Raw genomic sequence first — 12,480 nt, 5'->3', positions numbered from 1 at the left:
ATCGGCTGACCATGGATTTCTTCTCCCCGGTGATCGCCGGGTTCGGGGTCGTCTTCCAACCGGAGAACCTGTTCTACTGCCTGCTCGGCGTCACGCTGGGCATGCTCGTGGGCGTGCTGCCCGGCCTCGGCCCCGCCGCCACGATCGCCATCCTGCTGCCGGTCACGTACAACATCGAGCCGACGGCCGCGATCATCATGCTCGCCGGCATCTTCTACGGCGCCCAGTACGGCGGCACGATCACCTCGGTGCTGCTGCGGCTGCCCGGCGAGGCGTCCAGTGTGGTGACGGCCATCGACGGTCACGAGATGGCCAGACAGGGCCGTGCCGGCTCCGCGCTCGGCATCGCGGCGATCGGCTCCTTCATCGGCGGCACGGTCGCGGTCCTCGCGCTCACCTTCGTCGCCCCGCTGGTGGCCGGGTTCGCGCTGGACTTCGGCCCCGCCGAGTACACGGCGCTGGCCCTGCTGGGCATCCTGCTGGTCTCCACGCTCGGCACCGGCTCCACGACCAAGAGCATCCTGATGGCCACCCTCGGCCTGCTGCTGGCGTCCATCGGCCAGGACCCGCTGGCCGGGACCTCGCGCCTGACGTTCGGCAGCGACCAGCTGCTCGACGGCATCGACTTCGTCATCGTCGCGATGGGCCTGTTCGGCGTCGGCGAGATCCTCTACAGCATGGAATCGCTGCGCGGCAAGAGCGCCCCCGCTCCCACCGTCGGCTCCGTCTACCCCTCGCGCAAGGACGTCAGCGAGTCCAAGGGCGCCATCACGCGCGGCTCGCTGGTGGGCTTCGTGCTCGGCATCCTGCCGGGCGGCGGGGCGACCATGTCGTCGATGGTGGCGTACGCGGTGGAGAAGAAGGCCGCCAAGCAGCCCGAGAAGTTCGGCAAGGGCGCCATCCAGGGCGTCGCCGGACCCGAGACCGCCAACAACGCCGCCGCCACCTCCTCCTTCATCCCGCTGCTCACCCTGGGCATCCCGGCGAACGCGACCATGGCCATCATGTTCGGCGCGCTGCTGCTGCAGGGCATCACGCCGGGGCCGCTGCTGGTGCAGGAGAAGCCGGACCTGTTCTGGGGCGTCGTCAACTCGATGTACATCGGCAACGTGCTGCTGCTGGCCATGAGCCTGCCGCTGATCGGGATCTTCGTCAGGATCCTGCGCATCCGGGCGGCGATCCTGGCCCCGCTGACGATCCTGATCACCATGATCGGCGTCTACACCGTCCGCATGAACGTCTTCGACATGTTCCTCATGGTCGGCCTCGGCATCGTGGGCTACCTGATGAAGAAGGTCGGCTTCGAGCCGGGGCCGCTGGTGCTCGCCTTCGTCCTCGGCAGCCTCCTGGAGTCGTCCTTCCGGCGCTCGATGCGCCTGTTCGACGGGCAGCTCACCGGCTTCTTCGGCCAGCCGATCGCCGCGACGCTGCTGGTGGCGATCCTGCTCATCATCGTCGTCCCGCCGCTGACACGCCTGCTGCGCAGGCCACGGAGAAAGGCCGAAGCATGACCGTCATCGTGGGATATCTGCCCAACAAGCTGGGCAGGGCCGCGCTCCAGCAGGCGATCGCGGAAGCAGTGCTCCGAGGGGTGCCGCTGAAGATCCTCAACGTCTCGCGGCCCGGCGCCTACGTCGACGCCTCGACCGCGGACGCGGCGGAGCTCGGGCGCCTGGTCGCGGAGCTGACTCCGGGCGGGCTGGTGCATGAGTTCGAGCAGGTGGCGGAGGACGACGTCGCCGAGGCCGTGCTCGCGGCGGCGGAGGCGGCCGCGGCGAGCCTGATCGTCATCGGGCTGCGCAGGCGCTCACCGGTCGGCAAGCTGATCATGGGCAGCAGCGCGCAGCGGATCCTCCTGGAGGCCAACTGCCCGGTGCTCGCGGTCAAGGAGCCTCAGGCCTGAGCCGTAGCTACTGGACCGGCACCTGAAGCTCGCGGAAGGTGGCGATCTTGACCTTCAGGGTGGCCGCCGCCGCGGGTAGCTCGAACAGGCCCCAGAAGTCCCTGCCCTGGCCGGGCCCGAACTTCCCGGTGCTCAGGCGGACCCCCGACATGTCGGTGCAGGCGCAGTAGGAGTCGGTGCCGCCGTCGTCCGCGGGGACCTGGAGGCGGCCGGGCAGGTACTGGCGGCCGGCGGCGGTCAGCGTGACGTCGGTGGCCGCCTGGTACTTGAACGACATCCAGTCCCGCGCGTGGTGCAGCTCGTTGAACCACGCCTCGGTGTCACCCTCGTTGGTGACGCGGTAGGTCAGCAGGCCGAGGCCGCCGGGCAGGCGCCGCAGGCCGGTCACCGCCATGGAGATCGGCTGGCCGTCCGCCCTGGCCGTACCCGTCAGCCCGGTCGCGTCCGGCGTGCTCGCCGTCGCGGGGGTGGGTGCCTCGGTGGGTTCAGGCCTGGTGAACGTCACCGTGACGCGGCGATTGCGGCGTTTGCCCTCATCCGTGTCGTTGCTGTACAGCGGGCGGCGCGAGCCGTACCCCCTGGCCTGGAAGGTGACGCCCTTCCTGGAGAGCTGCGTGGACAGCGCCCGCAGCACCGTCTGGGCGCGGCGCGTGGACAGCGGGTCGTTGATGGCGTCGGTGCCGGAGGAGTCGGCGTGGCCCTCGACCTTCACCGTGGCGCCGGGCGAGGAGTCGATCAGCTTGGCGGTGCGCGCCAGGATCGCCGCGGCCCCGCGGGTGAGCGCGGCCTTGTTCACCGCGAACAGGACGTCGGAGGAGAGGTTGACCCGCAGATCCTTGCCGTCGTCCGCGGTCTCCTCCGACTTGTCGAGCGACTCCGACGGGGTCACGATCCTTCGGGTGATGGTGGTGACCGGTTCGGCGTCCGGGTCGGGGATGTCCATGCCCGGCACGGTGACCGGCGGGTCGTCGCTGATGGGCACGTTCGTCATGGGCGGGCCGACGGGGGTGACGACGGTGGCGGTGGGCGGGTTGCCGGAGGGGGCGGGCGTGACCGCGTACACGGTGATCGCCTGTCCGGGGTCGATGAAGTAGCCGAGGCCGTCCCGCCTCTGGTCGGTGCACAGGCAGGGGAAGTCGGCGGGTTTGTAGGGCAGGATCCACGTACGGGCCGGCGCGTCGAGCACCCCGATACCGGAGGCCCACCGGATCTCGCCCAGCGGGCGGGTGGAGTCGCCCATCTCGCCCGTCCACGGCAGGTGCTTGTCGGTGCCCGTGTTGGTGAGCCGGACCTGGATGACCAGGTGCTTGCCCTTGACCCGGTTGAGGCCGACGACCTCGACCTTGAGGTTCTGGGTGAGCGTGCTGCGGGTCTCGGCCAGCGCGGGCCGCGTGTCCTGCCGGGAGACACCGGGGCTTGCCGAGGCGCCGGGGGAACTGGCGGGCGGGGCGGACGACGGCGCCACGGTCGGCGCCGGTGGCGCGGCCTTCTGCGGCACCCCGCAGGCCGTCACCAGGAGCACGGCGAGGGATGGGACGGCGATCCGGGACATCACCCGGTCGATACTGTCGTATCTTCCGCCCTAAATTCAGCATTTCGGGCAGTATCTACGTCGCGACTATCTGGTGATGGTCCCCGCCGCGACGAGCCAGTCGACCGCCTCGGCGATGGCCTCCAGCGAGGTGTGGCGCGGCCGGTGGCCGAGCAGGCGCTGGGCTTTGTCCATGGAGCAGTGGGGGCTGTGCGCGATGTGGTCGTAGGTGATGCCGGCCTGCTCTTCGGACACCGTGTCGCGCCACTGCTCCCACGGCAGGTAGGCGAGCCGGGCGTCCTGCCCGAACCAGCCAGCCACCGCCTCGGCGTAGCCGCGCAGCGTCAGGGCGGTGGTGGCGACGGAGTGGAAGTTCTCGCCGACGGAGCCGGCCGGGTTGGCCAGCGCGTCCATGAACAGGCGCGCCACGTCGTCGGCGTGGACGTGCTGGACGGTCTCCATGCCCAGGTTGGGCAGGGTCACCTCCGTGCCGTCGGCCAGGGCCTGGAACACGGCCGGGTCGAGGTTGCCCGCCGGGTTGACCGGCACCCATCCCGGGCCGGTGATGTGGCCGGGATGGATGACGGTGGCCGGGAAGCCGTCACGGTGGGCGCGGTCGAGCAGGTGCGCCTCGATGGCGGCCTTCTGGCGGCCGTAGTGGGCGATCGGCCGCCGTGGCCGATCCTCGGTCGTGGGCACCCGGGTGCTGGGGCCGTGCACCCAGATCGTGCCGCAGTGCAGGAAGTGCCGGACGCGGCCGGTCAGCGCGGCCGCCAGGCGGCGCGCGCTGGACTCCTCGAAGCAGATGAGGTCCATGACGACGTCCGGCTCCAGCGCGACCATGCGCTTGCCGAAGGTGTCATCGGCCTCCTCCGCCTCGCGGTCGGCGGTGATCGTGGTGACCCGCTGCCAGGCGCCGTGCGGGGTGTAAGGGTCGCGCCGGCCCCGGCTCACGGCGACCACATCATGCCCCGCGTCGACGAGACGGGGAATGAGGTAGGTGCCGATATGGCCGCTGGCGCCGATCACCACAACTCGCATGAGCTACACGTTAGTCCACGTACTCGTAGGCGCCGGCTTCGATGTTGCCGTCCGAGCCCACCGTTACCGAGTCCAGGTCGAGGGGGTTGAAGGCGGTGATGCCGAGACCGATCGCCGGGCTGCCGCTCAGCAGGTGCAGGGGGTTGTTCGGGTCGAACTTGGGGTCCCGGCGCACGTTGGCGGTGCCGGCCGTCATCTGGTACTGGCCGCCGTAGAAGATGTTGTGGTCGTTGGCGGTGAAGGTGGAGTCGCCGTACGCGCTCTTCCCCGCGGCCACGATGATGTTCTGCGACAGCTTGAAGTGCGCGTTCGTGCAGCCCGCGTAGCAGACGACGCCTTCGGAGTCGGCGTTGGGCAGGTTCATCGAGTTGTTGCGGAACACGGTGCCGAACACCGGGCCGTTCGTCTCGATCTCGCCGTTGTCCTTCGTCGGACCGCGGGTGACGATGCCCGACCGGGACCTGTCGCCGTAGATGCCGTTGTACTCGAAGACGTTCCCGGAGGTTCCGTCGGGGTCGTTCGTCGATCCGTCGTCGTTGCGGCTGGTGCCCAGTTCGGTGAAGGTGTCGACGTCGAACGCGAGGTTGTGGTGGACGTAGTTGCGGGAGCCCATGAAGATCTCCACGGCCGCGCCGTCCCACTCGTAGTCGTAGCTGAAGGCCACCGATCCGGTGATGGTGTTCCAGCCGATGTTGGAGTCGTCACCCTGCACCAGCATCGCGAACGCGCCGGAGTCGTCGTTGCTGTTCTCCTCCTGCGGCGTGAGCTTGCTCATGAAGTTGTTGTTGACGAATTCGTTGCTGGTCACCGCGGTGCCGTTGGCGCTCGTCTCGATGTAGACGCCCGCCGCGGCGCCGGTGATGTAGTTCTGCTCGATGACGTTGTTGCTGCCGCCTACCTTGATGCCCGCCCACGAGCAGCGGCCCTGGTTCGAGTCGACGCCGATCTGCAGGTTGTAGACCTCGATGTAGTCGCCTTCGAGGTACAGGCAGGCCTCGGTGTCGTTCTTGAGCACGGGGCGGTTGCCCGTGCCGTACGCGTCGACCACGATCGGTTGCCCGTCCGAGCCCGACCCCGTGATCCACAGCTGCCCGGACCAGGAGCTGCCGCGCTTCAGCATGAGTTTGGAGCCGGCGACCATCTCCGCGGCGTTCGCCTTGGCGAGGGTCTTCCATGGCGTGGTGTCCGAGAGGCCGTTCGCCGAGTCTCTGCCGTTGACGCTGTCGAGGTAGTAGGTGTGGGGGGTGTCGTCAGCAGAAGCGGGGGCCGACACGGCCCCCGCCATCACTAATGCGAGTGCCGCCGCACTCGCCGCGCACGCCACTAATTTCCGGGTGGGTAAGTTCCAGGCACGCAACTGAGTTCTCAGCCTCCTGATCGCGGTGACGAGAGCCGGATGCCGTCCTCTGAGGACGAAGATCATCTGACTTCGGGGGTCACTTTAACCGTGATGCCCGGTTAATTTCGACACCCAAAATGATCATTTTGTGTCCGGAACGTGTCAGGAGGCCGAAAATCATCCCCAAAGGGGCGTCAGCGGATCACCCTGCACACCAGGGCGTCGGACGCGCCCCGCAGGGCGCTCATGACGACGTCCGTGGTGAGGTACTTGCACGCGAGGTAGGGATCGCCGGATCCGGCGTACTGCGGCGCGCCACCGGTGCCGCTGACGTAGCAGCGCAGGCCGCCCGCCTCGTAGAAGCCGAGCCACGAGGCCGAGTTGACCTTGGCGTGGCAGTATTCGCCGATCGAGGACGGCCCGAACGGGATGTCCACGACGGCCGCCTGGGCGGGCAGGGCGACGGCGAGCAGGGTGGCGGCGACGACCGAGGTCAGGGTGAGGACGCGACGAAGCACAGCGACTCCAGATTCGGGGGGTGAACACGTCATTCGGAGTATCTGTTAAGAAAGTTTCCTATGCAATATGTCGCCTCAAGGGAAAAGTCCCGTCATTCGGCGGAAAACCGGTACCGTACCAGCCATCTCTGACGGATCACCGCAAGACGCAGGCCGACAAAAGCCGCCTGCGCATGGCTCGCCACCCCACCCCCGTGCGCGCCGTCAGAGCGTCTGAAGCGGCCCGCCCGCCTTTGTCGGTCGGGGTCGCTAACGTTCGGCGCAGCACGGCGGCAGGGGCTGGAAAACCCCTGCTCATTTGGCGATTCATGCATGGTGAAAGGCGGGGACCGTTGGGTTGGCTGGCAGCGGGCGACGGCTACGAAGTCGCCCTCATAGAGGGCCGGGTGGCGGCGCGAGCCACCTCCGGCAGGGCAGCGGGACGGCAGCTGAAGTCGCTGCCGAAGGCGTTGCGGGATCATCCCGAGGTGGACCGGCTGCGCCGCTTCGCCGAATGGCTCGACCGGCACGCCGCCGCGTGCGTGGCGCAGGTGGACCTCTGGATGGTCTCGTCCCTGCCCGTGCCGACCGGGCTGCTGGCCCGCGTGTGGCCGGACGAGGCGTGGCAGACGGCCCTGCGGGACCTGGCCGTGGTCGGTGACGATCCCGACGAGGTCGGCTTCCTGCGGGACGCCACCGACTCCGGCGAGCTGCGAGTGGTCAACCTCGACGGCGAGACCGTGCGGCTGTCGCCGCGGACGGTGACCCTGCCGCACCCCGTGCTGCTGCCCGACCTGGACGACCTGCGGGAGTTCGCCGCGGAGCTGGGCGTGGTCCAGAAGGTCGAGCAGATCCACCGCGCCACGTGGCGCAAGCCGGCCGACCTCAAGGCGGGCGAGACCACCGTGTCGGAGTTCTCCGGCGGCTCGTACGACTCCTGGTTCGGCCTGGCCGCGCGGGCCACCTCGCTCGGCTACCGCGTCTCCGGCGGCTACGCCACGTGCCGGGTCCGCGACGCGGGCAGCCTGGCGGAGGCGGCCGTCTGGATCGGCGAGCCCTACTGGGAGGACGAGGTGACGACGGGCGGCCTGAGCTGGCAGGACCTCGACGGCAGGACACTGCCGCTGCGCGAGGTCGGGCCGGTGGCCTGGTCGGAGGGGATGCGGATGGCCGCGGCGCTCTACGCCGGGCGTCGGGTCGAAGAGGGGAAGGACGCGTGAGCATGTCTCAGGCCGAAGAGCTGCTGAAGGCCGGGGCCGTGCTGCCGCCCGGCACCGAGGAGACGGGCGAGCGGGCCGTGCTGATGACCGCGCGGCGCTACCGCCATCCCGGGCTGGACGACCGGGTGGTCGTGCGGCTGGTCGCCGGGGAGCTCGGCCCGGCCGAGGACCTGGCCGCGAGCTTCCTTGGCCTGGCGCCCGACGGGGAGCCGGCCGTGGTCGGGCTGGGCTTACAGCGCTCGCTCGGCTTCCCGGAATGGGTGCTGGTCAACCACCCCGAAGACGGGCATCACGCGCTCGCCGTCGTACCGGAGCTGGAGCGTACGGCCCGGCAGGCCAAGTCCAAGCCGAAGGCCGCGCTCGACACCTACCAGCGGCTGGCCCGTGAGCTGGCCGCCTCCGTTCCCCACTTCCTGCCCACGTTCTACGAGCAGAACGGCCGGGTGTTCCTGGGCGTCGACAACACCGGCTACGCCGCGCAGATGTTCGCCGCCGCGCGCCGGGCCGAGGCGGAGCACGGGCTCGACGTGGACGAGGACCGGCTCGACGCGGTGTTCCTGGAGTTCGCGCTGGCGGGGGCGCTGCCGGTCAAGGTGCTGTCCGGCTACGCCAAGGAGCTGGCCGTCCGGGTGCCCGCCGAGGAGGCGCTGCGCCGGTTCGCGCGGCTGTGCGTGCGGCGTACGGCGGGCGGGCTGCCGCCGTCGGCGCAGATGGCCACGGACCTGCGCCGCCTGGCCAAGGCCGCCGGGACCGACGCGGACGCGGCGGAGCAGGCCTACCTGGCCGAGCTGCTCGCCCTGCCGGCCACCCACCGGGCCGCGACGGGTTGGTGGAAGGCCCACCGCACGGCGCTGGCGGCCCTGGCCGCGCGGACGCCCGAGGTGCGCACCACGCTGCTCGACATCATGCCGGAGTCCATGGACGACGACCTGTCGGGCTTGTGGCTGGAGATCCTCGAGACGTCCGGCGCCACCGCCGGGCTGATCTCCGGCGAGGTGCCGGAGCGCCCCGGCGACGGCACCGCCGGCTGGCTCCAGCGGTTCCTGAAGGCGCGCAACCACGGCTGGGGTTCCCCGCCGCGCCAGCCCGCCCTCTACACCCTGGTGGAGCGGGCGGCCGAGCAGTTGCGGTCCGAGCTCACCGGGCCGGGGCGGACACTGACGATCGTCTACGACGTCGACCTGCTGGACCTGCTGCTCGCCCACGACCTCGCGGTGACCGATCCCGAGGAGCACGCCTCGCTGCAACTGGAGCGCTGGGCGAACGGGGAGGGGCAGCGCGACCTGGTCGCCCTGGCCGCCGACGCCCGGTTCCGGCCCTCGTTCGAGCGCGCGGCCTACTCCTTCAGCAACGACGAGTCCGGCCGGCGAGCCATCCGCCTGCTGGCCAAGTCACCCGGCGGGCGGCCGATGCTGGCCGAGTGGGTGGCCAAGGTGGCCCTGCGGTCGTCGGCCGCCGGGCTGCCGGAGCTGCCCGACGCCCTGAGCCGGCTGGCCTGGCTGCCGGGCGAGGCGCTGGCCCTGGCCGAGGACGAGGTGCGCCAGGCCGCCGCGGCGCAGGTCGCGCCGGTGCTCGCCCGCACCCTGCGGGCCGGGCTGTTCGACGAGCTGGGCTGGCCGGCCTGGGAGGAGGCGGCCGCGACCCTCGTCGCCAAGAAGGACGTCGACGACATCGTGGTCGCCGACGCCTGGCCGCACCTGATCACCGCGGGCTCCGCGCAGGTCCGGGTGCTCGGCCTCGAGGGCGCCGTGCTCACCCACGACCTGCGCGTCCCGGACAGGGACACCTGGAGCGACATCGGCCTGCACTATGTGGACGGCGAGTTGCTCGTCTACTGGCAGTCCCGCGACCTCGAGGGGCGGCTGCGCGGATACTGGCACACCGCCGCCGACCGCCTCCACCCGATGGAGGGCCGCGGCACCCGCGGGACGCGCATGGACTGGTACCGCGGTGAAGACGCGGTCTCCCTGTCGCTGCCCGGCGGCGGGCGGGCCACCGGCGCGGGGGTGCTGCATCGCGGGGACACGGCCGTTCCCGAAGAGCGGTCGATGATCTCCGACGGCACCTCGTTCTGGGTATGGAGCTGGGACGGGTCCGACGGCGCCACCGCCGACTGGTACGAGTACGACCCGGTCACCGGGCAGGAGGGCAGGCGGGGCGGCCCCGCCTTCTTCGCCGACGCGCTCCGCGACGCTCCGGCCGGCAGCACGTTCCACGCGGGCTGGGTGCTGCCCGCGCCCTCGGACGAGGTCACTCCCGTGGGCGCTCCCGCGGGCGGGCTGTTCGGCTGGCGTGTGGTGCGGCTGCCCGACGGGTCGATGCGCGGTCAGGACATCTCCGGCCGTACGGTCACCTTGCCGCCCGACGCCGGGAACCCGGTGCGTGCCCTGACGTTCCCCGGGGACGACCGGCCGCGGACTGTCGTCAAGGGGAGTTACCGGCTCAGCCTGGTCGACCCGGACGGTGTCGTCACTGCCTGGGCCAGGACGGACGACGCCCCCGGCCACTTCGCCATGGGCAGCCTCATCCTGCCGCCGCTGCGCTACTGGTGCTACCTGCGCCCGAGGGACCCGCAGGGCTCCGCCGCCCTGCGGGGCCTGGACCTGGACACCGCGGCGGCCCTGCTGGCGGCCGGCGTGGAGAGAGCGGTCGGCGTGGAGAGAGCGGCCGGCGCGGAGAAGGACCTGGAGGCGCGGATACGCACGCTGCTCCCCGAGGTGAGCCATGACGCGCTCGTGGCCGGCATCGCCGGGGTCGTGCGCTTCGCCGCGACCCAGGTGACCGTGCTGGACGCCGTCGCGGCCCGGCTCTCCGAGGCGCTGGCCGGCGGCCACCGGGAGGAGGCGCCCGCCGGTCCCGCTGACCACCTCCTCGACCAGGCGCTCAGCGGGCTCGGCAGCACCGGCGGATACTCGTGGCTCCAGCACCTCGACGGCGCGTTCCGGCAGATCCGGGCGATCGGCCAAGGGCTGGCGTCTGGGGCGGCCACGGGCTCCTCGGGATCGGACTCGTCGGGATCGGGCTCACCGGGGCCGGGCTCGTCGAGGCTGGGTGGCACCCACCTCGACCGGCCGGGACTGCCGGACGTGGGCGTGCGCTGGGACGCCTTGCTCGACGACACCGCCGCCCTGGCGTTCCGAGCCGGATCGGCGTCGGCCGAGGAGGAGCACCGCACCACACTGCACGAGCTGCTCCACGAGCTCCACCGCCTCGGTCTGCCCGTCACGGCCGATCCGTCCCGCTGGCGGCGGATGTCGCTGCACCTCGACAAGCCCTTCCTCACCAAGCCCGACGGCGATTGGCGCGAGGGCAACTGGCTCGGCACCCTGCCGCTGGACGGCGGCGGGTTCCTCGCCTTCGTGAGCGCGGAGACCCGGGAGAACTCCGGCTGCGTGTGGACGGTGCTGTTCCACGACCCGGCCGGCCGCTTCGACGTCCCCCACCCGTACACCGTCCGGTCCTCGGACCCGGTCGGCGCGCCGCGCGAGACGGGCTGGCTGGAGGCGTTCTTCACCGAACTGGCGGCGCGTGGACCGGCACCCTGGCGACCCGAGGCGGCCGAGGAGTTCGCCCGGCTCACCGGCGTCTCCCCGACGCTCGCCCGGCTCATCGTGGCGGGCCTGCCGTCCGTGGACACGTACGAGCGCAACTTCCTCGCCAAGGAGACCCGCACCACGCTCGGCGTGAAGCTGGCGGACGCCGCCGTCGCCAGGGACGAGCTGCGCAAGCTGGACGGCGGCATCCGGCGAGCGGTCGTCGCGGCGCTCCTGCCCGGCGACCCGGCCCGGCTCTGGACGGACGGCCCGGACGTGGCCGCCGCGGCGGCGGTGTGGAACGACAAGGTCGGGCCGCAGGCGGCGATTCCCGAATGGCTGCTGGGGGAGATGTCCCGCGCGGTGCGCACCGGCTGGGACACGAGCCGGGCGCTGCGCGCCCTCATCGACCCGGCCGCCGCGCCGGAGCTGGGCCGCGACCTGGCCTGGACCGTACGCGGCGACCGGGTCAGGCCCGTCGACGACAACGCCACCGGGTTCACCGCGAACGCGCTGGTCATGTTCGTCGCCACCGCGGGGTGGCTGGCGTACCGGCTGCCCGCCGGAGACCCGATCCGGGCCGCGCTGCCGGCGGCGCTGGCCGAGGTGCGCGCCCGGCTGGCCAACCCGGACCTGATGCTCGACCTCGACAGCTATGTGGACCTGCCCGCGTTCAGGAAGGCCGCCGGAGCCCCGACCGAGACCGGCCAGGGCTACGAGCGGTACGGCGCCCTCATCATGCCCACCCATGATGACCGCCCCTCCCCGGCCATCCGCACCGCGTTGCTGGACGCGGCAGGCGAAGACCCCTACCTGCGTGCCCTGCTCGGGTCCGAGGCGCCGTTCATCGCCGAGATCGCGTTGCGGATCGCCCGCGACCCGCGGTTCACGGCGCTGCTCGCCGATCCGGGCGATCCGGCGCAGGGGGAGCGGGACGCGGACGGGACGTGGTGGCCGCAGGATCCCACCAGGTCCGTGCCCGATCTGGTCGTCGAGGTGGCGAAGGAACACGGGCTCGGCGAGGACGCCGCGGCCACGTACCTGATGCTGCTGGCCCTGCCCGATCCCACCGACCGCAACATGGCCCGGTGGACGGGCTGGAAGCCCGCCCGGCTCAAGGCGGCCCGCGCCGAGCTGGCCGGCAGCGGCCTCGTCATCGAGGCCAGCCGGAGCCGGGCGGCGCGCACGCTGTTCCTGCCCGGCGGCTGGGCGGAGCAGTCGTCGCCGCGCCTGCCGGTGGAGCAGTGGAAGCTGGCCCTGTACGACCTGGGCAGCTACGACGGCACGCCGATCGTGCCGATCCAGCCCGTCGCCGACCTGTACGCCAGGGCGTGGCAGCGGGTGCGGGACGGCGACGTTCCCCGCTTCGAGCAGCTCAAGGTCAAGCGCGGACGGCGACGCTGAACACGCGTCGCC

General features: G+C 71.5%; 8 protein-coding genes. 4 read left to right on the top strand and 4 right to left on the bottom strand.

What is annotated here, in order from left to right:
* The first annotated feature begins 11 nt into the window (after positions 1-11).
* On the top strand, positions 12-1,511 hold the full coding sequence (locus ACGFNP_RS53215; protein ID WP_358321367.1) for a tripartite tricarboxylate transporter permease: 1,500 nt from the start codon (positions 12-14) through the stop codon (positions 1,509-1,511).
* The gene (locus ACGFNP_RS53210; RefSeq protein ID WP_358321364.1) at positions 1,508-1,903 is read left to right on the top strand and encodes a universal stress protein; all 396 of its coding nucleotides are present in this window, start codon (positions 1,508-1,510) and stop codon (positions 1,901-1,903) included. Before ACGFNP_RS53215 ends, ACGFNP_RS53210 begins: the two co-directional genes overlap by 4 nt.
* Before the next feature lie 7 nt (positions 1,904-1,910).
* Here ACGFNP_RS53210 and ACGFNP_RS53205 read toward each other — a convergent pair whose 3' ends face one another.
* From ACGFNP_RS53205 to ACGFNP_RS53190, 4 genes are all read right to left on the bottom strand, one after another.
* Positions 1,911-3,455 (bottom strand): OmpA family protein, encoded by a 1,545-nt coding sequence (locus ACGFNP_RS53205; RefSeq protein WP_393331614.1) that lies wholly within the window; start codon positions 3,453-3,455, stop codon positions 1,911-1,913.
* Between the two features lie 66 nt (positions 3,456-3,521).
* Complete coding sequence (locus ACGFNP_RS53200; RefSeq protein WP_358321358.1) at positions 3,522-4,475, bottom strand: NAD(P)-dependent oxidoreductase; 954 nt, start codon at positions 4,473-4,475, stop codon at positions 3,522-3,524.
* Positions 4,476-4,485: 10 nt separating this feature from the next.
* Positions 4,486-5,748: a hypothetical protein gene (locus ACGFNP_RS53195; protein WP_358321355.1), complete on the bottom strand. Its 1,263-nt coding sequence runs from the start codon at positions 5,746-5,748 to the stop codon at positions 4,486-4,488.
* A gap of 260 nt (positions 5,749-6,008) precedes the next feature.
* Entirely contained in the window at positions 6,009-6,332 is a 324-nt protein-coding gene (locus tag ACGFNP_RS53190) for a hypothetical protein (RefSeq protein WP_393331609.1), read from the bottom strand.
* Between the two features lie 332 nt (positions 6,333-6,664).
* Between ACGFNP_RS53190 and ACGFNP_RS53185 the strand changes: the two genes are divergently transcribed.
* Both ACGFNP_RS53185 and ACGFNP_RS53180 read left to right on the top strand, forming a co-directional pair.
* Positions 6,665-7,531, top strand: coding sequence for a DUF4132 domain-containing protein (locus ACGFNP_RS53185; RefSeq protein ID WP_393331606.1), 867 nt, complete (start codon positions 6,665-6,667; stop codon positions 7,529-7,531).
* A gap of 2 nt (positions 7,532-7,533) precedes the next feature.
* Positions 7,534-12,468 carry a DNA-binding protein gene (locus ACGFNP_RS53180; RefSeq protein ID WP_393331603.1) on the top strand — a complete coding sequence of 1,645 codons (4,935 nt, stop codon included), beginning with the start codon at positions 7,534-7,536 and terminating at the stop codon, positions 12,466-12,468.
* The last annotated feature ends 12 nt before the right edge of the window (positions 12,469-12,480 follow it).

The organism is Nonomuraea sp. NPDC049269, assembly GCF_043197155.1.
Classification (GTDB): Bacteria; Actinomycetota; Actinomycetes; order Streptosporangiales; family Streptosporangiaceae; genus Nonomuraea.
Note: the sequence above shows the minus strand (reverse complement) of the source record. Positions and strands in the feature narration are given on the sequence as shown.